This is a genomic window from Dermacoccus sp. GAS27A (assembly GCF_044909235.1).
Lineage (GTDB): Bacteria > Actinomycetota > Actinomycetes > Actinomycetales > Dermatophilaceae > Dermacoccus > Dermacoccus nishinomiyaensis.
Window position 1 is genome coordinate 63121 of record NZ_JBIYDW010000005.1, and the last position, 26397, is coordinate 89517.

Sequence of the window (26397 nt, forward strand, 5' to 3'; positions counted from 1 at the left end):
GCATCGAGCGCTGACGGTGGTCGCTGCCGTCGGCTAGGGTCGAAGCAGACATGACCCCTCGAAGCAGGAGCCACTCATGACGTTCGTCATCATCCTTCTCGTCATCATCGTCGCGCTCGTCGTCGCAGCCGTCATGATGTACAACGGCCTCGTCAAGCAGCGCAACACGGTGCAAGAGGCCTGGCACCAGATCGACGTCGAGCTGACGCGTCGTCACGACCTCATCCCGAACCTCGTCGAGACGGTCAAGGCGTACGCGAAGCACGAGGCGGGCACGCTCGACGCCGTCATCCGCGCGCGTGGTGCGGCCGTCAACACGAACGGTTCGCCGGCGCAGGTCGCCGAGGCCGAGGGTGAGCTGAGCCAGGCGCTGGGTCGCCTCATCTCCGTCTCCGAGGCCTACCCCGACCTCAAGTCGAACCAGAACTACCAGCAGCTCATGGGCGAGCTCAGCTCGACCGAGGACCGCATCTCCAACGCGCGCCGCTACTACAACGCGTGCGTCAGCTCGCTCAACTCGAAGGTCGACTCGATCCCGACGAAGTTCATGGCCGGCCCCGCGGGCGTGACGAAGGCCGAGTACTACGAGGCCGACGAGGCGACGAAGGGTGCCCCGCGCGTCAACATGACGAACGACCAGGCGCCGAACGTGCAGTTCGACGCGCCGCAGAGCCAGCAGCGTCCGTACAACGAGCAGCCGCAGCTGCCGCCGTCGCAGATGCCGTACCCGACGCAGAACACCGCGAGTGGCCAGTACCAGGCGCCCGGCCAGGAGGGTTACGGGGTGCCGTACCCGGAGCAGCGCAAGTGAGCCGAGCCCACCTGCGTCGACGCCCCGAATCGCCTGTGCGGTTCGGGGCGTCGTCCGTCGCCTCCCGATGGACGGGCTGGGGCGTGGGCCTGCCCGACGACGCGATGGGGTCGCTCTGGGCAACCTCGGGCGCGTTTCGCGTCCTGACGCTCGCGTACAGCCTCTTCATCCATTCGATGGCGATCTCGCACTATTCGCGCCCCCACCTGGCAAGCGCCCTCATCGCGGTGCAGTGCATCTGGTCCGGCATCGCGGCGTACACGATGTTCGCGCGCCGCACCTGGCGGCCTGTGCTCATCGGGCTCGACCAGGTCGTCACGCTCGCGCTCGTCTACTCGACGTGGATCGTCGCACCCGAGAGCTGGTGGGATCACAAACAGAGCCTGCCGACGACGATGTGGGTGACGAACGCCGTGCTCACCGCCGGGATGATGTGGGGTGTCGGCGCAGGTTTCGCGAGCGCCGTCGTCCTGGGGCTCGCGTGCCTGCACGTCGGCGGAGATCTGTCGTGGCTCGAACGTTCACCGACGCTGCCCATTCTCGTCAGTGCGGGCATCGCCGCGGGGGTGGCGAGCCACGGTGTGCAGCGCGCCCACGAGCAGTTGACGAGGGCGCTCGAGCTGCGCGCCCGGGCCGCGGAGCGCGAACGGCTCGCCCGGCAGGTGCACGACGGAGTGCTGCAGGTGCTCGCCTTGACCGCGCGCGAAGGGGAGCGCGCGGGTGGTGAGTTCGCGCGTGTCGGGCAGCTCGCCGCCGAGCAGGAGCAGGCTCTACGCCACCTCATCGCGGACGGCGACGACAGCGCGCGCCGCGACGGCACGTGGGCGGGCAACGCGGGGGCAGTGCGTCTTAATGGTCTCGCCGGGGGAGTCGCCTCCAGCCTGCGTGATGCGGGTCAGAACGGGGTGGCGCGGGGTGGGGGAGCTCTCGACGCCGGCATAGAGGCGTCGTCGGTGGACGCGCCGGCGCGGGGTGCTGCCCGCCGGTCTGACGCGCCTGACCCGACGGATCTGCGCCAGGCGCTGCTCGCCCTCGAGAGCCGTCGGTGCCACGTCAGCGCCGGAGCCGAGGCGGTGACGCTGCGCCCCGACGTCGTCGCCGAGATCACCGCGGCGGTGCGGCAAGCCCTGACGAACACCGATTTGCACGCCGGGCGTGGTGGCGCACCCGCGACCTCGTACGTCCTGCTCGAGGATCTCGGCGATGAGGTCGTCGTCACCGTCCGTGACGACGGCGTGGGCATGTCGCCGGAACGGCCGGCGCAGGCACGCGCCGAAGGGCGACTGGGCGTCAGCGGATCGATCGTCGGACGCATCGAGGCGATCGGCGGACGCGCGCATCTCACCACCGCGCCGGGCGAGGGCGTCGAGTGGGAGTTCACGGTGCCGCGCTGAGGCGCGGCAAGCGGCCTCGATCATGATCGTGTCGCGCGACGGGCGTTCTCATCCGCCGCAGCAGTGGAGCGCCGCAGCGCCACGGTGGCTCGCGATCTTGGCGTCCGCGACAATGTCGTCATGAATGACTCGTCCCGTGAGCCCCAGGCCCGCGTCATGATCGTCGACGATCATCCGATGTGGCGTGACGCCGTCGAACGCGACCTCGTCGCGCGCGGCTACGACGTCGTCGCCACCGCCGGGTCCGTGCGCGAGGCCGTCGATCGCGCTCGTGCGACGCGCCCCGACCTGGTCCTCATGGACATGAATCTGCCCGACGGCAACGGTGCCGACGCGACGTCCGCCATCATGCTGACGCTCGCCGAGGTCAAGGTGCTCGTGCTGTCGGCGTCGTCGGCGCGCAGCGACGTGCTCGACGCCGTAAAGGTTGGTGCGTCGGGCTACCTGCTCAAGAGTGCCAGCGCCGCCGAACTCGTCGACGCGGTCGAGGCGACGCTGCGCGGAGACGCGGTGTTCACCCCCGAACTCGCCGGGCTGGTGCTCGCGCACCTGCGTGGCCGCGTCGACACCACGAACGACCCGGCGAGCGCCCTGACGCCCCGCGAGAGCGAGGTGCTGCGCATGGTTGCGAAGGGGCTCGCGTCGAAGCAGATCGCCTCGCGGCTCGGCCTCAGCAGCCGCACCGTCGACAACCACGTCGCCGCGACGCTGCGCAAGCTGCACCTCGCCAACCGCGTCGAACTGACGCGGTTCGCTCTCGAGAACGGCCTCGACTGACGTTCGCCGCACCTGCGTGGACAGGGGCGTCCTGAGCACTCACTCGCGTCCATTACTCACGTCGTCTGAGTAGTCCTGCTCAGGCGCCGAAGCCGACGGCCGACGAGGCTCGAAGGCATGAATGAGAACCAGCCCTCGAACTCCTTCGACCCGTCCCGCCCGGTGCCGCCCTACGGTCCGTCGTACTCCGGACGCCCTGCCTTCGACGCTCCTGACGGCCACTCGACGCCGCCGCCACCGTTCATGGGGGCGACGCCGAACAGTGGTCATCGGCAAGGCCAGTACAGCGGTGCCGCTCCCGGCCCGGCCCCCCATGACGGGCGCCCTGGTGCAGGACCGGCACCCGCATTTCCCGGTTCGCTCGCGTTCATCCCGCCGCCACCTCCCGAACTAAAGCCTCGACGGTTCGACAACCAGCAGATCGTCGCGGTGCTGCTGGCAGCCGCGGGTGTCGTCGTCACGCTCGTCGGGGTCGTGCTCCTGCTCGTCATGGCGGCGCGTGAAGGCATCCTGACGCCGCCGGTCCGCGTCGTCGGTGGCGCCGCGGGTTCGGCGGCTCTCGCCGCGGCCGCGTCGTGGGTGCGCCGTCGACCGGGTGGCCAGATCGGCTCCATCGCGCTGCTCGCGACGGCAGCGTCCGCGGCGTACTTCGACGTCATCGCCGTCACCCGCCTCTACGCGTGGGTGCCGTTGAGTGTCGGCCTCGCGATGGCGTTCGTCGTCGCGGCAGCCGCGTTCCTGCTCGCGATGCGCTGGGACGAGAAATGGCTCGCCATCGCGATCATGGTCGCGGTCTGCGTGTTCGCGCCCTCCTTGACGCAGGGCCCCGGCCTCGCGCTCGTCGCGTTCCTGTTCGTCATCCAGCTCGTCGGCGTCGCACCCGAGCTGACGCGTCGCTGGGACGAGCTCGGCCTCGCGCGGACCGTCCCCGTCGTGCTCGCCGCGACGTTCTGGATCGACCTCGACCACAGCGTCCAGGTGCCCGTCATGATCGGCCTCATCGCCCTCACCGCGGTGACGACGACGCTGCTCACCGCGACGGTTCGTCCCGACGCGCGCTGGGGTGCGGCCGCCTACGTCAGCGCCTGGCTGCCGATGTGGGTCTTCATGATCCGCGCCGACCGTTCGACGTGGACGCTGCTGGCCCTCGGGGCGATGCTCGTCGCGGCACTGACGTGGTGGGCCCTGCGGCACGCGGGGCGCGAGCTGCGCCTGGGCGCGCTCGTCGTCACCGTCATCAACGCGCTGACGTTGGCCTTCGCCATGACGACCGGGCCGTGGCTCGCCCTGCCGTTCCTCGCCGCTGCGCTCGTGCTGTTCGCCGCGCAGGGCATGACGCGTCAGCGCATGGACGGTCAGCTGGCCCTCGGAGCGCTGGGTCTCGCCGCCGTTGCGCAGCAGGTGGCCTCTCCCACGATCGACCTGTTCTACCGGGGGCGTGCCGCTGAACTGCCGGCATCCGTCGCGGTGAGCGGGCTGCTCATGCTCACGGTGGCCGCCGTCGCGACCTGGTCGGTCCGGGGCCGGACGATGCCCGCGCCGCACGTCCAGATGACGCTCGTCGGTGCCGGCTTCATCGGTCTGCTGGGCTTCGCGATGTCGCTGATCACCTGCCTGGGTCGCACGCCGTCGGGCTTCTTCCTCGTGCACCTCGTCATCACCGTCGGCGCGATGGCGCTCGCCGCGCTCGTGCTCGTCGCCGGCCTGACGCGGCCGCGCCACCTGTCGGCGTCGATGACGTGGGGTCTCGCGCTGCTCGGCTGCGCCCTTCTCAAGTTGCTCATGTTCGATCTCGCCTACATGGGCGCGATGACGCGGGCCATGACGTGCGTCGTCGCAGGCCTCGTCCTGCTCGCGGCCGGCACCACGTATGCCCGCACCTACGCGCTGGCCTCGAAGGAAGCGAAGCAGCCGAAGGCATCGTCGGAGCCGCGTCAGGAGCGTCACGTCTGACATGAGCCAAACGCGCACCGGTGACGGGTGGGGCGGACCCGCCCGTCACCGGTGCGCGTGCGTCGTTCATGCGGCGCGCCAACCCTCGAGACCCAACCATGTCGCCATGGTCGTGAGCTCGTCGCTCAAGGCGTCCGCGGCGCCTGGGTGTGCGGCGGGGGCGCCCGGCTCCCAGTGGATCGCGTGAGCGCGCAACACCCCGGCGGCGCGGTCGGCCTTCAGATCGACGCGCGCGACGAGGCGCTCGCCGAACAGGAACGGCAGGACGTAGTAGCCGTACTGACGCTTCGCGGCGGGGGTGTAGATCTCGAGGCGGTAGCGGAAGTTCCACAGTGCCTCGGTGCGTTCGCGCTGCCAGATGAGTGAGTCGAACGGCGACAACAGCGCGGCCGTCTCGATGCGGCGAGGGATCTTTGCATCGACGTGGCGCCACGCGGGTTTGTCGAAGCATTCGACGTCGACGGGTTCGAGTTCGCCCGCCGTCACCAGGTGCTCGATCGCCGGACGCACCTGCGCGCCCTTGAGTCGAAAGTAATCCCGTAGGCACAGCTCGGTGCCGACCCCGTGCGCCATCGCGCTGCGTCGCACGAGTTCGACGACGTCGTCGAAGTAGGCGACGTCGCTGCCCGCAGGGGCGTCGATCAGGGGGGTCGGTGAGAAGAACTCCTCGGCCAGTGCGGCGTCGGCGATCTGGTTCGGCAGGACGCGCTCGAGGCTCGCGTAGCGACGTTCGAACTGCGGCGTGCGTCCGGCCGAGGTGATGCGGCCCGCCCAGAACAGGTGCTCCAGGGCTGCCTTGACGAGCGACCAGTTCCAGCCCCAGTGGTCGTTGTTCAGCTGCTCGTCGTGTTCGAGCGCGACCTCGATCTCGCGGGCTGTGGCGGGCGGGTGCGTCGTGACGTGGGCGTGGACGCGTTCGACGAGGTCGGGGTGCTCGGCTGCGACGCGACGCATGCCACCCCAGGCGTCCTCATGGGCGCGCGCCATGCGGTGACGCAGCAGCGGCCACACCTGCGGCGTCACGAGACTGGCCTCGTGCGCCCAATACTCGACGAGACGACGTGGCGCGCGGTCCCGAAGCGCGTCCAGGTCGCGCTGCGCATACGGGCCGAGGCGGCTGAAGAAGGGGAGGTAGTGGCTGCGCGTGAGGACGTTGACGCTGTCGATCTGCACGACCTGCAGGCGCGCGGCGGTCGCCGTCAGGTGGCGTGTCGTGACGCTCTCGGGGCGTGCCTTCGCGAACCCCTGGGCGGCCAACGCGATGCGGCGTGCCTGCGCGGTGCTGAGGCGTCGCGGACTGCGGTTCGTCATGTCGCCGACAGTAGTGGGCGGCCCCGACAACCCCGTCGGCTCGGGGTTTTCCGGCCCCGTGACGGCGTGGCGACGCGCCGGCGTCCGGGCAGCACTCGGCACCTGACGGGCGGCGCCGAAGGCCTGGAATGAAAGGGTTGTCGCCGGCGCGCGGTAGCGTTCGCGCCATGGACGACGTGCACGAGGAGAGTTTCTCGACCGCGCTGCTGGCGCGCGGCAAACGGCTCGCGATCGTCGGCGCTGCGCTGCTGTGGGTGGCCTCGCCACTGCTCATCGGCGCGTGGGTGACGGTAGCCGTCAAGCTGGCCGACCGGGGGCATGTCGGCGCGCTGCTCCATGCCGCCATGGTGGTGTGGGCGCTGGTCTGTCTCGTCGTCCTGCTCGCCGGGTTCGCGATGCTGCTCGGCGGGGTGTTCTTCTGGTGGCGCTCGCGCGCCGTCACGCAGCCGCCGACCGCCCGCCGTGCGTCGGCGGGCGATGCTGCGTCGCGCTCGGCCCGTGCCGACATGCTGCGGCAGATGCAGCAGCAACTGCGTGAGGACAACGCCGGCAGCAGGGACGGCGAGCACGAGCGCGATGCAGGCTCGGATGACGCCGGCATCGAGGCCGCCGAGCCGAGCGTGACGCGCGTCGAGTCCGACGATTCGGACCCGCCGCACACGCGCCGGTAAACTCGAAAAGTTACTGTTCGACGGGGTGCCGCACGCGCGAGCCATCCCACCCGAGGTCGCCCGTCGGCCTCATGAGCAAAGAGGTGCGACGTGCCGGTCGGCAAGGTCAAGTTCTACAGCGCCGAGAAGGGCTTCGGCTTCGTCTCCGGGGACGACGGCGTCGACGTCTTCGTGCCCGCGAGCGCGCTGCCTGCCGGGGTGAGCCAGCTGCGTGGCGGAATGCGCATCGAGTACAGCGTCGTCGACGGGCGCAAGGGCGCGCAGGCGATGCACGTTCAGCTGCTCGACGCGCCGCCGTCGATCGCCGAGCGCAAGCGCAAGCCCGCTGAGCAGATGAGCGTTATCGTCGAAGACGTGATCCGTCTGCTCGATGACCTGTCCTCCGGGTTGCAGAAGGGGCGTTACGCCGACCGCAGCCATTCGAACAAGATCGCGACGGTGCTGCGCGCCGTGGCCGACGACCTCGAGGTCTGATCATGTCTGACGTCCCCTTCGTGCCCTCCGCGGCGAGCGAACCCGTCGAGCCGGCGCCCGCGTCGTCACCGAAGGCTCGCCGCGTCAAGGTGGTGAAGAACGACGCCGTCCTCGCCGCTGACGCCGCACGCGACATGGCGCGCGCCGCCGTCGTCGAGATCGCCTACCGCGACACGGTCGGTGAGCACGTGCGCTTCGAGATGAACTCGGAGCGACTCGGCACGCACTACTTCGCGAGCCTGGCCAAGGGCTACCCCGACTGGCAGTGGGCCGTCTCCGTGGCCCGCGCGCCCCGCGCGAAGGTCGCCACCGTCTGCGAGACGAATCTCGTGCCGACGGCGTCGTCGATCCTCGCGCCCGAGTGGGTGCCGTGGGCTGACCGGCTCGCCCCGGGCGACCTGAGCGCCGGCGACGTGCTGCCGTACAAGGAGGACGACCCGCGCCTCGAAGGCGGGTTCGAGGCAACCGGCAACGAGGACGTCGACCAGGTCGCCATCTTCGAGCTCGGCCTCGGCCGCGCGCGCGTGCTCTCGGCAGAGGGGCGCGACGAGGCGGCTCAGCGCTGGTACGACGGAGAGAACGGGCCGTCGTCCGACGTCGCCCGCAAGGCTCCCGCGCCGTGCGCGACGTGTGGCTACTTCCTGCCGATGGCGGGTGTGCTGCGTCAGCAGTTCGGTGTCTGCGCCAACGACTGGTCGCCCGCCGACGGCAAGGTCGTCGCCCTCGACTTCGGGTGCGGCGCCCATTCCGAGGCCGACATGGAAGCTCCGCAGGCGCACGACCATCAGGATGCGCCGGTGCTCGACGAACTTGACGTCGACCTCGAGGTCTCGGACGGCGGCAAGGGTGCGCGCGAGAACACCGAGCACGAGAACACCGAGCACGACGAGGCCTGAGGCAGCGATCATGCGGCGAGGGCCGCCCACCACGTGGTGGGCGGCCCTCGCCGCATGATCGCTGCCTCAGCTGACGCCGAGGATCTGCTTGACCGGTTCGATGCCGAAGTAGACGAGGAAGAAGAGCCCGACGACGTACATGAGTGGGTGCACGTCCTTCGCCTTGCCCTTGACCAGCTTGATCAGAATGAAGCTGATGAACCCGGCGCCGATGCCGACGGCGATCGAGTAGGTGAAGGGCATGAGCGCCATCGTCAGGAAGGCGGGAAGGCCGATCTCCATGTCCTTCCAGTCGATGTCGTTCGCCTGCGTCATCATGAGGTAGCCGACGATGACGAGGGCAGGCGCGGCGGCCTCCGAAGGCACCATCTCGACGAGCGGGGCCAGGAAGGTCGTGAGCAGGAAGCACACGCCGGTGACGATGGAGGCGAGGCCGGTTCGCGCGCCCTCGCCGACGCCGGACGCCGATTCGATGAAGGCCGTGTTGGAGCTGATGGAGCCGGCGCCGCCGGCCATCGCGGCCACGGAGTCGACGATCATGATGCGTTCGGAGTGCTCGGGCACACCATCCTCGTCGAGCAGGTCTCCCTCGGCGCCGACGGCGTACATCGCGCCCATGAGGTCGAAGAAAGCGCCGAGCACGAGCGTGAAGATGATGAGGATCGTGGAGATGGTGCCGATCTTGCCGAAGGCACCGAACAGCGAGAAGTCGCCGATGATCGAGAAGTTCGGCTGCGAGACGAACGAGTCGGGCACCTGCGGCACGGTGAGGGACCACCCTCCCGGGTTCACGACGTCCCCCTTGGCGTTCGTCTTGCTGCCGATGTTGCCGACCGTCTCGGCGATGACGGCGAGCGTCGTCGCACCGAGGATGCCGACGAGCATGGCGCCTTTCACCTTGCGGGCCATCATCGCGGCGATACCGAGCACGCCGATGATGAAGATGAGCACCGGCCAGCCCTGCAGCGTGCCGCTCGGGCCGAGTTGGAGGAAACCGCCGCCGGCGGAGTTGAAACCCGCGTCGTGGAGGGCGACGAGGCAGATGAACAGCCCGATGCCGACGCTGATGGCCGTCTTCAACGAGTGCGGAATCGCCGCGAACAGTGCCTTGCGAAAACCGGAGATGACGAGCAGGAAGATGATGAAGCCCTCGATGACGACGAGCCCCATGGCGTCAGGCCAGGTCATGCCCGGCAGCTTCGCCACGGAGTAGGCGACGAATGCGTTGAGACCGAGGCCGGTCGCGATGGCGAGGGGGAACTTGGCGATCGCGCCCATGAAGATCGTCATCACACCAGCGACGAGGGCCGTCACGGATGCCACGAGGGTGAGGTTCGGCGACGTTCCGCCGCCGATGTAATGGCCCGTCGAGTCCGGCACCGTGCCGATGATGATGGGGTTGAGGACGACGATGTACGCCATCGTGAAGAAGGTGACGAGGCCACCGCGGATCTCCCGTCCGACGGTGGAACCGCGTTCGCTGATCTTGAAGTAGCGATCCAGGGCGTTCGCGGGCGGCCCGGGGGCGGGGGCCGAAGTGACTGTGCTCGACATGGCGCACATCGTATTTGGCGCCCGTGTGCGCCGGGAAACGTGCTCAGCGGGTGGTCGTCGCCGCCTCGTCGGGTGCGCGCCCATGACCGGGCCCGTGAGTGACGTCTGCCGTCCCTTCGCCCCGCTCAGCAGAGGCGCACCGCCGGGTCTGAGGGCGCCGGCACCGAGCTCGGCCGTCGGTGCTTCGCCGCCCGTCAGGGGCGCGTCAACTAGGCTGTGACGGTGAGCCCAGACCAGCGTCAGCCGAAGCGCGCGCCGCGTGCTGACGGTGCGACGCCCCGCTCGATCGAGCGCGCCCGCGAGATGCGGGAGCGCGCCGAACACTCGATGTCCTACGAAGCTGGCGTCGTGCTCCCCGCCGAGGGCGAGGCGCGACTCGAGGAATCGCCGTACGAGAAGTTGTTCACCGGCGGCGACACCGTCATTCCGAAGCCGCAGCCGCTGCACGTCGACACACCCAAGGTGATCCTCGTCGGCGTCGCGTGCTGGGTCGTCATGCTCGTCGTGACGCTTCTCGTGCCCGCCCTGCACACGGGCGAGCGTGACTGGTGGCCGTGGACGTGCGTCGCGGGCGCCGTCCTCGGACTCATGGGCTGGGCCTACGTGCGTCGCGGACGTGGCAACGCCGAAGCTGCGTGAGCTCCGCGGACGGCGTCTTTCGCACTTCGGCCGAGACCACGGTCGTCCTGCAGTAGCCACCGGGCGACGTGTGTTTCGAGCAGGATGCTCATCGCTCGGCGCCGAGCAGCGCCCCGACGAGCGTGTCGGTCTCATCGCCGAAGGCGTCGTCCGCCGTCGTCCACGACGCATCGAGTGTGCCGAACCTGACGGGCTCGGCGACGTGCGGGACGAGGTCGACGATGGGCCGCCCTGCCTTGGCGATGGTGATCGACTCGCCGGCCTCGGCCCTGGCGAGCAGCCGGGAAAGGTGAGTCTTCGCCTCGTGGATGTTGACCGTCGTCATGTGGTTGGTCTACCGAACCAAGCTGCGCGGGGAAGGGCTCAGATGTCGCTCTCGTCGACGATGCGGTAGGCGTAGCCCTGCTCGGCGAGGAAGCGCTGACGGTGCGCGGCGAAGTCGGCGTCGACGGTGTCGCGCGTGACGATCGAGTAGAAGTGCGCGGTGCGTCCGTCGGCCTTCGGGCGCAGGACGCGACCGAGGCGCTGGGCCTCCTCCTGACGCGAGCCGAACGTCCCGGAGATCTGGACGGCGACACTCGCCTCCGGCAGGTCGATCGAGAAGTTCGCGACCTTCGACACGACGAGCTTGGTGATCTCGCCGTCACGGAACTGCTGGAACAGCTTCTGCCGCACCGCAACCGACGTCTCACCGGTGATGAGGTCGGCGTTCAGGCGTCCCGCGATGGTCTCGAGCTGGTCGAGATACTGGCCGATGACGAGGGTCGGTTCGCCGTCATGCTTGGCGACGATGCGTTCGACGACCGGATCCTTGACCGTCGCGCACGAGGCGAAGCGGTAGCGCTCGTCGGGTTCGCTCGTCGCATAGGCCATGCGGTCGGAGTCGGAGAGCCCGACGCGCACCTCGACGCAATCGGCGGGCGCGATGTAACCCTGGCTCTCGATGTCCTTCCAGGGTGCGTCGTAGCGCTTCGGGCCGATGAGGGAGAACACGTCGTCCTCGCGGTTGTCCTCACGCACGAGCGTCGCCGTCAGGCCGAGACGTCGACGGGCCTGCAAGTCGGCCGTCATGCGGAAGATGGGCGCGGGCAGCAGATGCACCTCGTCGTAGACGACAAGGCCCCAGTCGCGCGCATCGAGCAGTTCGAGGTGCGGGTAGACGCCCTTTCGCTTGAGCGTGAGCACCTGGTACGTCGCGATCGTGACGGGGCGGATTTCCTTGCGCGCACCGGAGTACTCGCCGATCTCGTCCTCCGTCAGCGTCGTGCGCTTGAGCAGCTCATCGCGCCACTGACGGGCCGAGACGGTGTTCGTCACGAGGATGAGGGTCGTCGCCTTGGCCTTCGCCATGGCACCGGCGCCGACGAGCGTCTTGCCGGCGCCACAGGGCAGGACGACGACGCCGCTGCCGCCGTCCCAGAACCCGTCGACGGCCTGACGCTGGTAGGGGCGCAGCTCCCAGCCGTCGGTGTCGAGGTCGATGGGATGGGCCTCGCCGTCGACGAAACCCGCACGGTCCTCGGCCGGCCAGCCGACCTTGATGAGCTCCTGCTTGATCGCGCCACGCTCACTTGGGTGGACGGCGACGGTGAAGTCGTCGAGGCGATCGCCGACGAGTGGCTTGATCTTCTTGTGCCGCAGCACCTCTTCGAGCACGGGCTTGTCGGTGGAGTGCAGGACGAGCTGGTCGCCGTCCTTCTCGAGGACGAGACGGCCGTAACGATCCATCGTCTCGGCGACGTCGAGCAGCAGCGGTTGCGGCACGGGGAAACGGCTGTGCGTGATGAGGGCGTCGACGACCGTCTCGGCATCGAGGCCTGCAGCGCGGGCGTTCCACAGGCCGAGCGGCGTGACGCGATACGTGTGAACGTGCTCGGGGGCGCGTTCGAGCTCGGCGAACGGAGCAATGGCGCGACGCGCCGCCTCGGCGTTCTCGTGATCGACCTCGAGCAGGATCGTCCGATCGCTCTGCACGATGAGTGCGCCGTTGTTCACGCGTTGCCTCTCGGTGGGGTCTGCGGCATCGACAGGTGCCGCGTTCAGGGTAACGGGCGCCAGCGACGGGGCATTCCGACCGGGGTGAGCACCGAGACGGCCGATGTTGTGTCATGAACGCGTGAGATAGCGCGCGTTCATGACACAACATCGGCGCCGCCCGTCATCGAGTGGGCCGTGACGCGATCTCCGTTACCGATGCGTTATTGAGCATTGCTCAACAAGTGACGAGTGGGGCTCTAGGGTGTGCTTCAGATCACATGAAAATGTCATCTCCCGTCGAGCAGGAGGCCCCCGTGACTGCTGTATCCGCACCTGACGTCGCCATCGATCCGAAGCGCCGCAAGCGGCTGCTCGCCGCCAGCCTGCTGAGCAGTTCGATCGAGTGGTACGACTTCTTCATCTTCGGGACCGCAGCAGCGCTGGTGTTCCCTCATGTGTTCTTTCCCGACAGCTCCGCCTTGACCGGAACCCTCCTGTCGTTCGGGACGTTCTGGGCGGCCTTTCTTGCCCGCCCACTAGGTGGCGTGCTCGCCGGCCACTACGGCGACAAGTACGGGCGCAAGCGCGTCGTCGTGATCTGCGTCCTGGCCATGGGAGGGGCGACGTTCCTCATCGGCCTCCTGCCCTCTGCCGCGACGATCGGCGTCCTCGCGCCCGTCGTCCTCGTGACCCTCAGGTTCGTCCAGGGCCTTGCGGCCGGTGGTCAATGGGGCGGCATCATCCTGCTCCTGACGGAATCCGAGGGGCCGAAACGCCGCGGCTTCGCCGGCACCTTCGGTCAGATGGGCGTCCCGATCGGCGTGTTGCTCGGCAACCTCATCTTTCTCGTCGTGTCGCAGAGCGTCTCCAAGGCTGACTTCGTCTCGTGGGGTTGGCGCATCCCGTTCCTGCTGAGCGTCGTCCTGTTCCCCCTCGGGTTGTACATCCACAACAAGGTCGAGGACTCGCCGGAGTTCAAGGAGCTGCAGGCGCGTTCCGCCGAGCGGATGAACGACGCCCCTGCTCAGGCGCCCGCGCTCGACGTGGTCCGCAAGGCGTGGAAACGCATTCTGCTCGGTTGCCTCACGATGGGGGCGACGAATTCGATGTTCTACGTCGGCATCGTCGGTTCCCTGAGCTACGCCTCGAGCGAGCTCGGGATGAAACGAGAGAGTCTCCTGCTCGTCACTCTGGTGCTCTCGGTGCTCAACATCCCCATGATCTTGTGGTCGGGCGCACTCTCGGACCGGATCGGACGGAAGCCCGTCGTGTTCTGGTCAGCCATCGGCCTCGCAGTCGTCATCTTTCCCTACTTCGCTCTGCTCGGGACGAAGAGCATCGCGATGTTCGCCATCGGGGCTTTTCTCACGAGCTTCTTCCAGTCGACGATCTACGGCCCGCTCGCCGCCTATCTTGCAGAGATCTTTCACCCGTCGATGCGGTACTCGGGCATGTCGTTGGCGTATCAGTTGGCCGCCATCGCACTGGCCGGCCCGACCCCGATGATCATGGCCTCCGTCATCGACAGAACGGGCAGCACGCACGGGATCGCCGCCTACATGGTGGTGCTCAGCGTCCTGACGGCCGTCGGGGCCTGGCTGCTGCCGGAGACGAACCCCAAGTCAGTTCGCGACGACCCGTCGGCGGTGCCCGGGGTGGGTCTCAACGATGCTGTCTGAGCTCGCGCGGTGATCCGCGGATGACGGTTGTCGGTGCGAGGTGTTTGGATGGACATCAGCTGAGAAGTCCTCGACCTCCACGAAATCTGAGGTGTTCGCATGACCCGCAAGTCCGGCCTCGACGTCGACACGTTCGACGCGTCCGTCCGCCCCCAGGACGACCTGTTCGCCTACGTCAACAACACGTGGGTTCGCGAGCACCCCATCCCCGACGACAAGTCGCGCTACGGCGCGTTCGACCGCCTTCGTGAGAAGAGTGAGGCGGCGATGCGCGTCATCATCGAGGAGGCCGCGCAGAAGGCGGAGGACGCCGAGAACGGCAACCCGCCCGAGGGCTTCGGCCCGGCCACGCAGAAGGTCGGCGACCTGTACCGCTCGTTCATGGACACCGAGCGCATCAACCGTCTCGGCGTCTCGCCGATCGCGGAGGATCTCGCCGCCATCGACGGGCTGACGAGCGAGCACGATCTGCTCATGCTCCTCGGCCACCTCGAGCGCTACGGCATGGGCGGTCTGTTCGGTTTCTACGTCAGCGCCGACGCGAAGAACAGCGACGAGTACATCGTCTACATCGGCCAGAGCGGCCTCGGGCTGCCCGACGAGGCCTACTACCGCGAGGCGCAGTACGCCGAGATCCGCGCCGCCTACCAGGAGCACATGGTGCGGCTGCTCGAACTCGCGGGTGTCTCCACGCCGGAGGCCGTCGCCGACCGCGCTTACGCCCTCGAGGTCGACCTCGCGAAGCACCACTGGGACAACGTCTCGACGCGCGACGCCATCAAGACCTACAACCGCTACACGCTCGACGAGCTGCGCGACGTGCTCGGCGCGTTCGATCTCGACGCGTGGATGGAGGGCCAGGTCGTGCCGGACGGCGCGTTCGCGAACGTCGTCGTCGGGGAGCCGAGCTACCTCGAGGGGCTCGCGGAACTGTTCGCCACCCGTCCGCTCGAGGATTGGAAGGCATGGATGACGTGGCACCTCGTCACCTCCTTCGCGAACTACCTCGGCGACGCCGTGGTCGAGGAGCGCTTCGACTTCGCCGGCCGCACCCTGTCGGGCACGCCGCAGCTGCGTGAGCGCTGGAAGCGCGGCGTCGGCCTCGTCGAGGGCGTCCTCGGCGAGGAGGCCGGCAAGCTGTACGTCGAGCGTCACTTCCCGCCGGAGGCGAAGGGGCGGATGCAGGAACTCGTCGGCAACCTCGTCGAGGCGTTCCGTCGCAGTTTCCGCGAATCGACGTGGATGAGCCCCGAGACGCAGGTCAAGGCGCTCGAGAAGCTCGACGCGTTCACGCCCAAGATCGGATACCCCGACGAGTGGCGCGACTACTCCGACCTGCAGATCGTCGCCGACGACCTCGTCGGCAACATCAAGCGTTCCGCGTCATTCGAGACCGACTACCAGCTGGCCAAGATCGGGCAGCCCATCGACCGCAACGAGTGGCTCATGAGCCCGCAGACGGTCAACGCCTACTACCACCCGATGATGAACGAGATCGTCTTCCCGGCCGCCATCCTGCAGCCGCCGTTCTTCGACGTCGACGCGGACGACGCCGTCAACTACGGCGGCATCGGCGCCGTCATCGGACACGAACTCGGCCACGGCTTCGACGACCAGGGCTCGCGCTTCAACGGAGACGGTGAACTCGTCGACTGGTGGACCGAAGGCGACCGCGAGCGCTTCGACGCCCTGTCGGCCAAGCTCATCGCGCAGTTCTCCGAGCTCGAGACGCGCGACGCCCCCGGCCTCAAGGTGAACGGTGGCCTGACGGTCGGTGAGAACATCGGCGACCTCGGCGGACTGACGATCGGGTACAAGGCGTACACGATCGCCTGCGAGGACGCTCCGGCACCGGAGCTCGACGGTTTCACGGGCGCGCAGCGCTTCTTCCTCGGCTGGGCTCAGGTGTGGAGCGGCACCGCTCGCGAGGCCGAGGCGAAGCGTCTGCTCGCCACCGACCCGCACTCGCCGATGGACGTGCGCGCCAACGCAGCCCGCAACCTCACCGAGTTCGTCGAGGCGTTCGACGTCAGGGCCGGCGACGGCATGTGGGTCGACGAGGACGAGCGCGTGCGCATCTTCTGAGGCACCTTCCGAGGCCCTGAACGGCCACCAGACGGATCGTTCTTCCGGCCGCGGGCGCGGTGCGGTGGGATTGGGCTCATGACCCCACGCCACATCGCGCTCGCGCTGCTCGTCGTTCTCATCTGGGGGCTCAACTTCGTCGTCATCCACGAAGGGCTGGCCGGCATGCCGCCGCTGCTGTTCGTGGCGATCCGGTTCGCGTGCATCCTGCCGATCATGGCGTTCGTGCCGCGCCCGCAGGTCGCGTGGCGCGACCTCGCACTCGTCGGGCTGCTCATGTCGGCCGGGCAGTTCGGGTTTCTGTACTCGGCGATGGCAGCGGGTCTGGCCTCCGGGCTGGCCTCGCTGATCCTGCAGGCTCAGGCGCTGTTCACCGTCGTCATCGCCGCGGCCATCCTGGGGGGAGCGGCGGCGACCCATCCCACTCATGGGCATGGGCATCGCCGTGGGTGGGCTCGTCGTCGTGGCCCTCGGACGCTCGGGGGCGACACCGCTCGTCGGCGTCCTGCTGTGTCTCGCGGGAGCGCTGAGCTGGGGTGCCGGTAACGTCGCCTCGCGACGCTGCGCGGGAGCGTCAGGCCTCGGTTTGACGGTGTGGGGCAGCCTGTTCGTCCCGCTGCCTATGCTGGTGTTGTCGCTGCTCGTCGACGGCCCGGGCGCTGTCGGTGACGCGCTCACGCACTTCGGCGGCGCGGCGATCGCGTCGACGGCGTACACCGTCATCCTTGCGAGCCTCGTTGGCTACACGATCTGGAACGGGCTCATGGGCATCTATCCGGCATCGAACGTCGCCCCGTTCACGCTGCTCGTCCCCGTCGTCGGCTTCCTCGCCGGCTGGGTCTTCCTCGGCGAACGCCCCAACGCTGCCGCGTTCGTCGGCGGCGCGCTCCTGCTCGTTGGCGTGGTCGTCATCGTGCTCGGCCCGCGCGCGCTGACGCGGCTGGGCGCCAGCCGTCAGAGCTCGAAGCGCTCGAGCGTGACGCCGTCCGCGCCGTAGACGAACAGGGCGTGCTGCAGGGTGCCCGCGAGCGCGCGGGGCATCCAGTGGCGCGCATCCGGCCACATCTCGACGTACGGAATCTCGTCCTGACGCACCCACCGGCCGGCGATCTCGTCTGAATCCTGCACCGCGCCGAGGGCATCGGACGCAATGAACACATGCGCCCGCATGTCTTGGGTCAGGTCGTCGTGGGAAAAGCGAAAGTCGAGGACGCCGGCTGGCGCGAGCGTCTGCGCGCGCAGACCCGTCTCTTCCTCGAGCTCGCGGGCGGCCGCCTCCTGCGCGCTCTCACCGGCGTCGATCTTTCCGCCGGGGGCGACGACGCGGCTACGACCGAAGCCGCGCAGCTTTCGCCCGAGCAGCACCTCGTCCGCCCCGTCGCTCGTACGGGTGACAAGGACGAGGCAGGTCTCGAGGGGCGTCGCGGACGTCACGCCGACGCCACGCCCGTGATGCGGTGGATCGAGAACGTCCGCGTCACTGGCGAGGCGTCGCCCAGCTGGCCCGTGACGCGCCCGCCTGTCACGCTCGCGGGGCGGAACAAGCCGCGCTTGATGTCGCCGCCGGCCTCCACGTAGCCGATCCACACGGGAACGCTCTCGGCGGCCGCGTCCTGCAGCAGCGCCAACGTCACCGTCGGATCACAGGACGGAATGCGCGTGTGCGCGTCGTGCTCGCTCGGACGGACGGCGTCCTTCTCGGCGGCCCGTAGACGGCCGGCCAGCTGCTCGGCCTCACCGGCGTCGAGCGTGTGCACCTGGACGGGGGTGGTGCGGCGCGACGGCGTCGGGGCGCGCTCGACGGTGGCGGCGCGCACGACGACCCCGCCATCGGAGGTCTCGGCGACAGGCGCGTGACGATGCTCGCGCAGGACGTCGAGCAGCGTCGCCGCAGGCATCGGGGAGACGCAGACGGTGGGTGCGATGCGGCGCAGCTGCAGCGACGCGAGACCCGTGTCGGCGACGAGCGCGTCGAGGGCGGCCTCGTCATCGCTGCGCACGTACGAACTGACCGAGCCGACGCGCACGTGGCCGTGGCGGCGCGCGACGTCGCCGAGCAGGTATTCGAGAGCCTGCGGGATCGGCGTCATGCTGTGGCGACGCAGCAACTCGAGCGCCTCCGCCGAGGAGACCCCGTGGTCGAGCAGGCGACGCAGACTCGCGTCGCTGAAGCGGAAAACCGTTGCACCACCGCGGGATTCGACGTCGGCGGCGCGACGCATGAACGTGGCGGCCTCTTCCGCCAGCGGGCCGGGCGCGACGGCGGTGAGGTCGCCCTGGAGCATGACCTGATCGACCGGCTCCGGGAGCGCGGTCGACATGGCGGTCGTCACGGCCTCGACATCCGCGGCGGACGACGGGTCGGCCGCGAGCAGCGCACGCCCGGCGCTGGTGAGCGCGCCCCGGCCGAGGACGCCGAGCCATGCCGCTTCGCGCAGGACGACATCAGCGTGGGTGGGCGCCCCGGCAGGCAGGCGGAGCGGTCGGCGCCAACGCAGCAGCGCTTCGACGCCGTCGATCGTGGGGGCGCTGCCCGCCGGGAGGGCGGCGAGGACGTCGAGCACGTCCCGGCGGCGGGCCCGCATGAGCGGCCACGCGGCGTCCTTGCCGAGGACGTTGACGAGCGTCCCGTCGACGCTCTGACCCGCGAGGCCGGGGGCGCGGACGGTGTCACGCCACGCCAGAGCGAGGGCCGTCCAGCGTCGCGCCGGGCTCCAGGTCGTCCATTCGTCGTACAGATCGGTCGGTCGCCACGTCGCGTCGATCTCTCCGTCGGAGGCGAACAGGCCTGCGGCGTGGCCGATCTCGAGGACGAAGGCGGTCAGTTCGCTCGACGCATCGAGCCTCGCGGCGAGACGACGGTGATCGCGGACGGACAGACCACCGGTGCGCAGGACACGCGGCGCCTCCTCATCCCAGGCGGCGGCGACGTCGTCGAGTCGCCACAGCAGATCGAGCACCTCCCCGGCGGCAGCCGTGTCGGCGTCGGCCTGGTCGACGTGACGTGGCTCGGGTTGTGGCGGCGCCCACGGTTCGCGCGACAGCCGGCCGCCGCGCAGGGCGAGGCCCACCTCGCGCGGGATGACGGCGTCGTCACCGTCGAGGGCGACCATGAGCCCGGCGCGGACGAGTTCGTCACGGACGGCGCGCAGGGCGGGCGTCGTGAACGAGGCGCGGGCGCTGCCCCAGCGCAGTTGCTCGATGACGGCGCGCGCGCGATCGGTGAGACGTGCTTCGGCGTCGGCGACCTCGTCGGGGGTGGTCGTGGGCGAGAGCGCGAGGGTGCTCGGATGTGTCACCAGCTCGGCGGCCGAACGTCCCAATCCTGCTGGGTGCGTGAGGATCTCACCGACCGCGCGAGCCGTTCGCCAGCCGTCGGAAGCGCGCCAGACGAGCGCCTTCGCCCAGAGCTCCCGGATCCCCTGTTCGACGGCCTTCTTCGACGCGCCGAGCGCGGCCGCGGCGCCGTCAGCACCGACGACGAGGAGGGCTTCGACGAGGCGCAGCGCGCCGCCGTCGAGATGTTCGAGCGCACGCTGGACGCTGGCGCGCGTCGCGGCGCGAGCCGCGAGGGAAGTGATGTCCGCCGGCGCCGGTCGCGTGAGGTCGGGGCGCGCGAGCAGGAGGGCCGCGAGCTCGTCGTCGCTGCGGGCCCTCAGATCATCGGCAAAACTGCGCGCGGCTCTGGGCACCCGCACCACGGTAGTCGGCGGCGCGGCCGGGGGCACCTCGACATCCGGTGAAGACGTCTGTGGCGAGACGGCAGAGCGCACCATGGACGTCGGCTGGGTGGGCGGGGGCTCGAGTGCGCGGTATGACGGCCTGCTGAATATGAGCGAAATTCGCACATGCGGACAGGAATCGCGGATGTGGACGTGGATCGCGAAGGTGGACAGGAATCGCCGATGTGGATCGCGGATGGGGACGGGTGGGGCCAGTGTTTTGAGGGTCGGGGTCGTGAGGATCAGTGGCGTGAGGAGATGCCGAAGGAGGCTGTCCATGTTCGGCCGGGGTGCAGCACCATGAGGCCCTCGCCCGTGTTGAACGCATTGGCGGGGCACGTCATCGGCTCCACGGCCAAGCCCGAGCGTCGGTTCTTCGGCTCCGGCAACCCGTCGCCCGTGAACAGCTGCACGTAGCCGAACTCGCGCGCATCGGCCCACAACGTCGTCACCCGCGACGACGTGCTGACGCTGACCTCCCAGCGTGCGGCGTCGTTGCTCGACGACGCGGCTCCGTCAGCCCGTGGCGCCGCGTCTGCAGGCCGCGAGGGCATTCCGCTGCCCGGGCGGGCTCCGATACCGGTGAAGCACGTATCGAGGGTGACGCCGCGCAATGATGCGCTTTCGGTGAAGTCGATCGAGGCTGGTCCACGCCCCACCGGGATGAGCCGCTCGTCGACGGTAAGGGCTTCGTCTAGAGGGGCGGTCAGCGTCACGTCGTCGAGTGAGCTCTCACCTGCCGTCAGATAGGGGTGCATGCCGAACCCGAACGGGCATGGCGTGTTGGAGAGGTTCGTGGCGCGCGGCGTGATCGTCAGGCCGTCGGGGCCGAGCACGTACGTCATCTCGAATCGCACCGTCCACGCCCATCCCGGCTGCGGGTGCAGCGTGACGCCGACGGTGACGCGATGCGTCGCGTGCTCCACGAGCTGCCACGGTTGCCAGCGCACCAGCCCGTGGGCGGCGTTGGCGTGCTCCGGTTCGGTCAGCGGCAGCAGGTACGTGTCGCCGTCGAACGCGTAGCGCCCGCCTGCGATGCGGTTCGGCCACGGCGCGAGGACGTGCCCGCGGGCCGCGTCGGCCATGGTGTCCTCGGCGTATCCATGGACGATGTCCTCGCCGTCGTGGCGCAGCGTCCGCAACCCGCCGCCGACCTCGACGATCGTCGCCTCGTACCCGGACGCCCTGATGTGCCACTGCGTGCCGCTGGGAAGGGTGGGCTGCTCGTCGTTCGTCACGCCCACAGCGTAGGGAACGGGCGCGTCGTTGGGGTTGTCGGCGCCATGCGCCAAGATGGTGAGCGTGAATCCTTCGACTGCCATGGCAAGCGTGATCATCGACGAACTCGTGCGGCTCGGCGTCAAGGACGTGGTGCTCTCGCCCGGTTCGCGTTCGGCGCCGCTCGCGTACGCGGTGGCCGCGGCCGACAAGGCTGGACGGCTACGTCTGCACGTGCGCGTCGACGAACGTTCGGCCGGGTTCCTCGCCCTCGGTCTCGCGAAGATCTCGCGCAACCCGGTGCCCGTCATCACGACGAGCGGCACGGCCGTCGCAAACCTTCACCCTGCCGTCCTCGAAGCACATCACGCGCAGGTGCCGCTCATCATCATGAGCGCCGACCGCCCCGCAGAACTGCGCGACACGGGCGCCAACCAGACGACCGATCAGGTCAAGATCTTCGGCTCCGCGACGCGGTGGTTCCACGAGTTCGCGACGCCGAGCGAGCGCGCTGGGCAGAACACGGTGTGGCGCTCGGTCGTCGGTCGCGCGTTCGCCCACGCGACGGGCGTCCCGACGGGCGACGTCGGGCCGGTCCACCTCAACCTGCCGTTCCGCGAGCCGCTGACGCCCGACGTCGCCGACCTCGCGATGGCCGGAGCCGTTGCGGGCGCGGGGGCGATCGTGGCGAGGGACACGAGCGCGACGTCCGATGAGGAAGGCCGGGCTGATGACGCCCCCCCAGCGACGGCACCCGTGTGGCCCGAAAGCCTCGAGGGGCGGGATCGCGGGCGCCCCTGGATGCAGTTGCGTGCTCCGGCATCGACGGTCACCGTCGCGCCCGGCCCGGGCATCGCACCGGTGCCGCGTACGCTCGTCCTGCTCGGTGATCTGCCCGATCCGAAGCTGGCCGCCGAGGTCGCCGAACTCGCCGACGCGGCGGGCTGGCCCGTCATCGCCGAGCCGTTCGGCGATTACCACCGCGGGCGCGCCATGCCGCACGGTTCGCTCATCCTCGCCGCCCACGACTGGCTCGACGAGCACCTGCCCGAGCGTGTTCTCGTCGCCGGACGCATGACGCTCTCGCGCGACGTCGCGAAGCTGCTGCGTCACCCCGAGGTGACCGTCGAGGTCATCACGGCCTCGACGTCGTGGGCCGACCCGTCGCACGTCGTGCAGCGCGTGCACGAGTGGGCCGCCATCGCGCGCTCGCACGAACTCGTCGCGGCGTGCGCGGACCGTCGGTGGTCGAGCAGTTGGCGCATCGCAGGGCAGCGTCTCGCGCAGCGCATCGGGCCGCTCGTCGCGCGGTCGTGGCCGTCCGGCCTGGCCGCGACGTCGACGCTCGTGCAGCATGTGCCGGCCGGGTCGGCGCTGCTCATCGGGTCGTCGAACACGGCGCGCGACCTCGATCTCGGTCGCAACCCGCAGCGCATCGCGCGTCAGGTCTGCTCCGTCGCGAACCGCGGGTTGTCGGGCATCGACGGGGTGGTCTCGACCGCCGTCGGCATCGCGCTGTCGCACGACGGCCCGAGTTTCGCACTCATGGGCGACCTGACGTTCCTGCACGACAGCAACGGCCTGCTCATCGGCCCCGGCGAGCCGCGCCCCGACCTGACGATCGTCGTCATCAACGACGACGGCGGCGGCATCTTCGGCACGCTCGAGCAGGGGCGCAGCGAACTCGCCGAGCACTTCGAGCGCGTCTTCGGCACGCCGACGAACGCCGACCTCGCGCTCGTGTGCGAGGCCCGCGGTGTCGGGTATTCGCTCATCGGGTCGCGTGACGAACTCATCGAGCGCGTCAGCGACCCGGCGCCCGGGCTGAACGTCATCGAGGTGCGCATCGAGCGTCACCTCGAGCGTCAGGCGCGCCACGACCTTTTCGCGGCCGCCATCGACGCCGTCGCCGACGCCGGTGAGATGGACGCGCGCTACGAACGTCGATGACGCACCCCACCCTCAGGTATGGTGCGCGCCCGCGTCATCTCGGCAAGAGTGGCAGGAGGCGACGCCCGCCCGGGCGCCGCAGCCCACATGGTGGCGCACCACACGATGAAGGAGAGACGACATGACGGTTGCGACCGACGCAGTGTTCGAGATGCCCGAGGACGGCGACAACGACGGTGAGCGTCTGAGCGAGCAGGACGCCTCCAACATCGACACCCCCGACGCCGGCGGCGAGGCCGACACGGTGGACGAGGACAACGTCCCGCACTCCGGCCTCGACAGTGACAAACTGCAGGAGAACTGATCGCGCTGCCCGGCCGCCCGCGAGGTTGCGGGCGCCCGGGCATGATGCGCGAGACGACGACACGAGGAGATGACGAGCATGGCACTGTCCGACTTCATCGAGCAGCTCAAGGCGCGCCTGAGCGGCGCGTCCGATAGGACTGGAGAGACGGCTCAGAACGCAACCGACAAGGCTGGTTCGATCGACGAAGGTGACCCCACGCGCACCATCGTCAGCAACGACCCGGGAACGCCGACGGACCACGCCGTCTGAACCGCATCGTCTGAATCACGCCTCACGCGGGGGCCGAGCAGGCCCCGGTGAAGGTCACGTCGGCCTCGTCATGCACCACGTGCGTGGCGGGGCCGTTCGCCACTGTGATGTCGTAGCCGGTCAGGTGGGACGGGCGACCACTCGAGGTCACGCGAACCTCGATGATCGCCTGATGCCCGGGCAAGATTTCGTGTGGGTGCGCGACGGCGGGAAGTGACGCAAACCCGACGCTCATGGGCGTCTCGGGATCGAGGCTGCCTTCGGCAGGCCCCGCGTCGATGACGGCGAAATCGCGCACGTCGACACGCGACGATCCAGCGCTCGGCGTGATGGCGATGATTCGGGCCGTGTGCCGATCCGTGTTGGCGATGACACCGCTCGGGAAGGCCTTCGGTTCGGACGCGCCGCAGGCCCCGATCGCGAAGGCGACGTTGCCTCCATCGGTGCGGCGCACGTCCTTCGGCCCGCCGAAGGCCGCGACGAGGGCCAGGGCGGTACCCAACGCGACGACGATGGCCGTCCAGGTGCGCGCAGGCTTGGACTCGCCCTGTCGGGGACGGAACGCTGACATCGGTGGGGCCTCTCCGCGTCACCGCGCGGTGACTGCCGCCTCACCCTATGTGTTGCGCCGCCCACCGCGGGCGCTTCCGGGGCGATCGGGGCTGCCCTCTGGCGGGTGCCGGTTGTCGCGCGTCACGACCGAGTGGCCCGGCGCCGCGCCGGCATGGTCACGCGCTTGAATGCACCAGCCCATGTGAGTTCACCAGCCCAGCGCAGACGGCGAGGTGGATGCTCAGTCCAACAGGTGTGCCGCGACGGTGGCTCCGAACTCGCGGGCAGCGGCGAGGTCGTCATCACCCACGTCGCCGAGACGTTCGAAGGGCTCGGCGACGAGGCGCAGTTCGAGGCCCGTCGTGATGGCGTCGAGAGCGCGGCGCGCGCCCGTCGCGTCGCTGCGCCCGTGCACCCAGTAGCTGAACGGGCGCCTGCGGACGTGCCCCTGCAGCGCGCCGTACGTCGAGTCAAAACTGTGCTTGAGTGCGCCGGAGAGGTAGCCGAAGTTGACCGGTGTGCCGAACACATACGCATCGGCGTCGAGGTAGGCCCGCGGGTCGGTCGCCTCCAGCGCTTCGATCGCGACGACCTCGACGAGTCCGTCGAAGAACTCCGGGTCGCTCGCCCCCGCGATCACTGCATCGCGCAGGGACACCGTGGCCAGGGTCGGTGCGTGGCTGATGACGAGAAGACGCTTCATCTGATCGACGCTACCGCCCGGCCGCCGAGCGTGGAACCAGCCGTCCCGCGCGGAGCTGAAGTACCGCATGGCAGGGTTGTGGCCATCAACTCGCACCGTGAGGGCTGAAAGTCGGCATGGCGCGATCGCAGCTCCGAACGCACACAAGAACCGGAGCGACGTCGCCAAACCTGCCCTCCTCGCGCGTCAGTCGTCGCGCAACGCCTCGCGCATGGGTGAGAGCTTGGCGACGGATTCGGCGACCTCGCTCACCGGATCGGACCCGGCGACGATGCCGCACCCGGCGAACAGCCTGATGCGGCAGGGGTTCTCGATGTCGATCTGGCCGCTGCGCAGCGCGATGCCCCACTCGCCGTCGCCGGCGGCGTCGATCCAGCCGACGGGCCCGGCATAGCGTCCGCGGTCCATGTGTTCGAGCTCGTCGATGACGAGCGCCGCCTCGTTCGTCGGCGTCCCGCACACTGCAGCCGACGGGTGCAGCGACGCCGCGAGCGTCAGCGACGACGCACCCCCGGCGAGCGCGCCGGAGACGTCCGTGGCGAGGTGCAGCACGTTCGGCAGATTGAGCACGAACGGCGCGTCGGGCACGTTCATCGACGAACAGTGCGGCCGCAGCGCCGCCTCGACGGAGCGGACGGCATACTCGTGCTCCTCGAGGTCCTTCGAACTGCGCGCGAGGCTCGCGGCGAGCGCCAGATCCTGCTCCTCGCTGGAGGCGCCGGCCCCGGCGCGACGGATCGTCCCGGCGAGGACGCGTGAGGTGACGAGCCCCTTCTCCGAGCGCACGAGCAGCTCCGGCGTCGCGCCGACGAGACCATCGACGGCGAACGCCCACGTGTCGCGGTAACGCGCCGCCAGGCGCGTCAGCAGCCAGCGTGGGTCGATGTCGGCGTCTGCGACGTGGATCTCGTCACGCGCGAGCACGACCTTCTCGATGCGCCCCGTGCGGATCATCTCGATGGCGTCGCTCACGGCGCTGCGCCACTGCGCGGGCGTCAGCGCGCCGTCACGGGCCTCGACGCCCGTCGGTGCCAGCGCCGGCGTGACGTCGGGCAGGCGGTCGCTCGTGCGGTTGATCGTCGTGAGCCACGCTCGCCCGCCGCGGCGCCCGACGACCATCTCGGGCACGACGAGCGCCGAACCCTCGTCGGAGGAGTTGCGGAAACTGAACGAGCCGAACGCGACGAGTCCACTGCCGGGCAGGGCGACCTCGTCCTCGACGTCGGCTGCCGCGACGAGCGCATCCCACCACGACTCGGCGTCGGCGAATCGCTCGTCACCGCTCGTCGCGATCGACGCGGCGCGCCCCCACGCGACGAGACCCTCACCGCGGCGCACCCACGACATCACGTCCTCGGCCGGGCGGCCCGCCGGAACGAGCGAGACGAGATCGCCCGGGTCGGCGAGCTCCTGGGTGCGCACCCGCAGGTGCGGCGTGCGCGCGGCGTCGGCGGGCGATGGGGAAAGGCTCACGA

General features: G+C 69.5%; 25 protein-coding genes. 15 read left to right on the top strand and 10 right to left on the bottom strand.

Going from position 1 to position 26397, the window contains the following annotated elements; all coding sequences use genetic code 11:
• Nucleotides 1-76: 76 nt before the first annotated feature.
• From ABH936_RS06695 to ABH936_RS06710, 4 genes are all read left to right on the top strand, one after another.
• Complete coding sequence (locus tag ABH936_RS06695; protein ID WP_062258344.1) at nt 77-811, top strand: LemA family protein; 735 nt, start codon at nt 77-79, stop codon at nt 809-811.
• 83 nt (nt 812-894) lie between these two features.
• Nucleotides 895-2205 (top strand): MacS family sensor histidine kinase, encoded by a 1311-nt coding sequence (macS, locus tag ABH936_RS06700; protein ID WP_404602910.1) that lies wholly within the window; start codon nt 895-897, stop codon nt 2203-2205.
• Between the two features lie 120 nt (nt 2206-2325).
• Nucleotides 2326-2982 carry a response regulator transcription factor gene (locus ABH936_RS06705; protein ID WP_239303076.1) on the top strand — a complete coding sequence of 219 codons (657 nt, stop codon included), beginning with the start codon at nt 2326-2328 and terminating at the stop codon, nt 2980-2982.
• A 117-nt stretch (nt 2983-3099) separates the two neighbouring features.
• Nucleotides 3100-4935 carry a DUF3824 domain-containing protein gene (locus tag ABH936_RS06710; RefSeq protein WP_404602911.1) on the top strand — a complete coding sequence of 612 codons (1836 nt, stop codon included), beginning with the start codon at nt 3100-3102 and terminating at the stop codon, nt 4933-4935.
• A gap of 66 nt (nt 4936-5001) precedes the next feature.
• Here the strand turns inward: ABH936_RS06710 and ABH936_RS06715 are convergent, their stop codons facing one another.
• Complete coding sequence (locus tag ABH936_RS06715; RefSeq protein ID WP_239303074.1) at nt 5002-6246, bottom strand: winged helix-turn-helix domain-containing protein; 1245 nt, start codon at nt 6244-6246, stop codon at nt 5002-5004.
• Nucleotides 6247-6413: 167 nt separating this feature from the next.
• Between ABH936_RS06715 and ABH936_RS06720 the strand changes: the two genes are divergently transcribed.
• The 3 genes from ABH936_RS06720 (at nt 6414) to ABH936_RS06730 (ending at nt 8287) form a co-directional block, all read left to right on the top strand.
• Nucleotides 6414-6917: a hypothetical protein gene (locus tag ABH936_RS06720; protein WP_239303073.1), complete on the top strand. Its 504-nt coding sequence runs from the start codon at nt 6414-6416 to the stop codon at nt 6915-6917.
• A gap of 90 nt (nt 6918-7007) precedes the next feature.
• Nucleotides 7008-7391: a cold shock domain-containing protein gene (locus ABH936_RS06725; RefSeq protein WP_239303072.1), complete on the top strand. Its 384-nt coding sequence runs from the start codon at nt 7008-7010 to the stop codon at nt 7389-7391.
• Nucleotides 7392-7393: 2 nt separating this feature from the next.
• Entirely contained in the window at nt 7394-8287 is an 894-nt protein-coding gene (locus ABH936_RS06730; RefSeq protein WP_404602912.1) for a DUF3027 domain-containing protein, read from the top strand.
• 66 nt (nt 8288-8353) lie between these two features.
• Here the strand turns inward: ABH936_RS06730 and ABH936_RS06735 are convergent, their stop codons facing one another.
• Nucleotides 8354-9841 (bottom strand): NCS2 family permease, encoded by a 1488-nt coding sequence (locus tag ABH936_RS06735; RefSeq protein ID WP_006946164.1) that lies wholly within the window; start codon nt 9839-9841, stop codon nt 8354-8356.
• Nucleotides 9842-10063: 222 nt separating this feature from the next.
• On the opposite strand from ABH936_RS06735, the gene ABH936_RS06740 reads away from it, so the two are divergent.
• Nucleotides 10064-10480 carry a DUF2530 domain-containing protein gene (locus ABH936_RS06740; protein WP_235182005.1) on the top strand — a complete coding sequence of 139 codons (417 nt, stop codon included), beginning with the start codon at nt 10064-10066 and terminating at the stop codon, nt 10478-10480.
• An 88-nt stretch (nt 10481-10568) separates the two neighbouring features.
• Here the strand turns inward: ABH936_RS06740 and ABH936_RS06745 are convergent, their stop codons facing one another.
• Nucleotides 10569-10805 (bottom strand): type II toxin-antitoxin system Phd/YefM family antitoxin, encoded by a 237-nt coding sequence (locus ABH936_RS06745; RefSeq protein WP_239303069.1) that lies wholly within the window; start codon nt 10803-10805, stop codon nt 10569-10571.
• Between the two features lie 38 nt (nt 10806-10843).
• Nucleotides 10844-12475, bottom strand: coding sequence for a DNA repair helicase XPB (locus ABH936_RS06750; protein WP_136788551.1), 1632 nt, complete (start codon nt 12473-12475; stop codon nt 10844-10846).
• A gap of 296 nt (nt 12476-12771) precedes the next feature.
• Between ABH936_RS06750 and ABH936_RS06755 the strand changes: the two genes are divergently transcribed.
• The 4 genes from ABH936_RS06755 to ABH936_RS06770 all read left to right on the top strand — a co-directional run bounded on the left by ABH936_RS06755 (nt 12772) and on the right by ABH936_RS06770 (nt 17218).
• On the top strand, nt 12772-14136 hold the full coding sequence (locus ABH936_RS06755) for an MFS transporter (RefSeq protein WP_404602913.1): 1365 nt from the start codon (nt 12772-12774) through the stop codon (nt 14134-14136).
• Nucleotides 14137-14235: 99 nt separating this feature from the next.
• Nucleotides 14236-16221, top strand: coding sequence for a M13 family metallopeptidase (locus ABH936_RS06760; RefSeq protein WP_404602914.1), 1986 nt, complete (start codon nt 14236-14238; stop codon nt 16219-16221).
• Nucleotides 16222-16299: 78 nt separating this feature from the next.
• Nucleotides 16300-16767 (top strand): EamA family transporter, encoded by a 468-nt coding sequence (locus ABH936_RS06765; protein ID WP_404602915.1) that lies wholly within the window; start codon nt 16300-16302, stop codon nt 16765-16767.
• Nucleotides 16685-17218: an EamA family transporter gene (locus tag ABH936_RS06770; RefSeq protein ID WP_404602916.1), complete on the top strand. Its 534-nt coding sequence runs from the start codon at nt 16685-16687 to the stop codon at nt 17216-17218. Before ABH936_RS06765 ends, ABH936_RS06770 begins: the two co-directional genes overlap by 83 nt.
• On the opposite strand, the gene ABH936_RS06775 is transcribed toward ABH936_RS06770, so the two are convergent.
• The 3 genes from ABH936_RS06775 to ABH936_RS06785 all read right to left on the bottom strand — a co-directional run bounded on the left by ABH936_RS06775 (nt 17176) and on the right by ABH936_RS06785 (nt 21265).
• Complete coding sequence (locus tag ABH936_RS06775) at nt 17176-17655, bottom strand: 8-oxo-dGTP diphosphatase (RefSeq protein ID WP_136788549.1); 480 nt, start codon at nt 17653-17655, stop codon at nt 17176-17178. The two genes, ABH936_RS06770 and ABH936_RS06775, sit on opposite strands and share 43 nt — an antisense overlap.
• A complete protein-coding gene (locus ABH936_RS06780; RefSeq protein WP_260858337.1) occupies nt 17652-19913 on the bottom strand; it encodes a helicase-associated domain-containing protein in 2262 nt (753 codons plus the stop codon). The genes ABH936_RS06775 and ABH936_RS06780 overlap by 4 nt, the downstream gene beginning before the upstream one ends.
• Nucleotides 19914-20185: 272 nt before the next feature.
• Nucleotides 20186-21265 (bottom strand): aldose 1-epimerase family protein, encoded by a 1080-nt coding sequence (locus ABH936_RS06785; RefSeq protein WP_082740911.1) that lies wholly within the window; start codon nt 21263-21265, stop codon nt 20186-20188.
• Here ABH936_RS06785 and menD point away from each other — a divergent pair.
• The 3 genes from menD to ABH936_RS06800 all read left to right on the top strand — a co-directional run bounded on the left by menD (nt 21264) and on the right by ABH936_RS06800 (nt 23667).
• Nucleotides 21264-23111, top strand: a complete 1848-nt coding sequence (menD, locus tag ABH936_RS06790; protein WP_241725400.1) for a 2-succinyl-5-enolpyruvyl-6-hydroxy-3-cyclohexene-1-carboxylic-acid synthase — start codon at nt 21264-21266, stop codon at nt 23109-23111. The two genes, ABH936_RS06785 and menD, sit on opposite strands and share 2 nt — an antisense overlap.
• A 121-nt stretch (nt 23112-23232) precedes the next feature.
• Complete coding sequence (locus ABH936_RS06795; protein WP_074040968.1) at nt 23233-23415, top strand: hypothetical protein; 183 nt, start codon at nt 23233-23235, stop codon at nt 23413-23415.
• Between the two features lie 78 nt (nt 23416-23493).
• Nucleotides 23494-23667, top strand: coding sequence for a hypothetical protein (locus ABH936_RS06800; RefSeq protein WP_165584157.1), 174 nt, complete (start codon nt 23494-23496; stop codon nt 23665-23667).
• Nucleotides 23668-23689: 22 nt separating this feature from the next.
• Here the strand turns inward: ABH936_RS06800 and ABH936_RS06805 are convergent, their stop codons facing one another.
• The 3 genes from ABH936_RS06805 to ABH936_RS06815 form a co-directional block, all read right to left on the bottom strand.
• Complete coding sequence (locus tag ABH936_RS06805; RefSeq protein WP_040014814.1) at nt 23690-24238, bottom strand: hypothetical protein; 549 nt, start codon at nt 24236-24238, stop codon at nt 23690-23692.
• 222 nt (nt 24239-24460) lie between these two features.
• The gene (locus tag ABH936_RS06810) at nt 24461-24922 is read right to left on the bottom strand and encodes a flavodoxin family protein (RefSeq protein ID WP_062258400.1); all 462 of its coding nucleotides are present in this window, start codon (nt 24920-24922) and stop codon (nt 24461-24463) included.
• A gap of 186 nt (nt 24923-25108) precedes the next feature.
• Complete coding sequence (locus ABH936_RS06815; protein ID WP_136788547.1) at nt 25109-26395, bottom strand: isochorismate synthase MenF; 1287 nt, start codon at nt 26393-26395, stop codon at nt 25109-25111.
• Between the last annotated feature and the right edge of the window lie 2 nt (nt 26396-26397).

What these genes read in the sequence shown, in the direction of transcription:
- ABH936_RS06805 (WP_040014814.1), bottom strand. Translation starts at nt 24,238, where the DNA reads ATGTCAGCGTTCCGTCCCCGACAGGGCGAGTCCAAGCCTGCGCGCACC.
- ABH936_RS06705 (WP_239303076.1), top strand. Translation starts at nt 2,326, where the DNA reads ATGAATGACTCGTCCCGTGAGCCCCAGGCCCGCGTCATGATCGTCGAC.
- ABH936_RS06765 (WP_404602915.1), top strand. Translation starts at nt 16,300, where the DNA reads ATGACCCCACGCCACATCGCGCTCGCGCTGCTCGTCGTTCTCATCTGG.
- ABH936_RS06720 (WP_239303073.1), top strand. Translation starts at nt 6,414, where the DNA reads ATGGACGACGTGCACGAGGAGAGTTTCTCGACCGCGCTGCTGGCGCGC.
- ABH936_RS06795 (WP_074040968.1), top strand. Translation starts at nt 23,233, where the DNA reads ATGACGGTTGCGACCGACGCAGTGTTCGAGATGCCCGAGGACGGCGAC.
- ABH936_RS06785 (WP_082740911.1), bottom strand. Translation starts at nt 21,265, where the DNA reads ATGGCAGTCGAAGGATTCACGCTCACCATCTTGGCGCATGGCGCCGAC.
- menD (WP_241725400.1), top strand. Translation starts at nt 21,264, where the DNA reads ATGGCAAGCGTGATCATCGACGAACTCGTGCGGCTCGGCGTCAAGGAC.
- ABH936_RS06735 (WP_006946164.1), bottom strand. Translation starts at nt 9,841, where the DNA reads ATGTCGAGCACAGTCACTTCGGCCCCCGCCCCCGGGCCGCCCGCGAAC.
- ABH936_RS06760 (WP_404602914.1), top strand. Translation starts at nt 14,236, where the DNA reads ATGACCCGCAAGTCCGGCCTCGACGTCGACACGTTCGACGCGTCCGTC.
- ABH936_RS06715 (WP_239303074.1), bottom strand. Translation starts at nt 6,246, where the DNA reads ATGACGAACCGCAGTCCGCGACGCCTCAGCACCGCGCAGGCACGCCGC.
- ABH936_RS06730 (WP_404602912.1), top strand. Translation starts at nt 7,394, where the DNA reads ATGTCTGACGTCCCCTTCGTGCCCTCCGCGGCGAGCGAACCCGTCGAG.
- ABH936_RS06800 (WP_165584157.1), top strand. Translation starts at nt 23,494, where the DNA reads ATGGCACTGTCCGACTTCATCGAGCAGCTCAAGGCGCGCCTGAGCGGC.
- ABH936_RS06810 (WP_062258400.1), bottom strand. Translation starts at nt 24,922, where the DNA reads ATGAAGCGTCTTCTCGTCATCAGCCACGCACCGACCCTGGCCACGGTG.
- ABH936_RS06695 (WP_062258344.1), top strand. Translation starts at nt 77, where the DNA reads ATGACGTTCGTCATCATCCTTCTCGTCATCATCGTCGCGCTCGTCGTC.
- ABH936_RS06710 (WP_404602911.1), top strand. Translation starts at nt 3,100, where the DNA reads ATGAATGAGAACCAGCCCTCGAACTCCTTCGACCCGTCCCGCCCGGTG.
- ABH936_RS06745 (WP_239303069.1), bottom strand. Translation starts at nt 10,805, where the DNA reads ATGACGACGGTCAACATCCACGAGGCGAAGACTCACCTTTCCCGGCTG.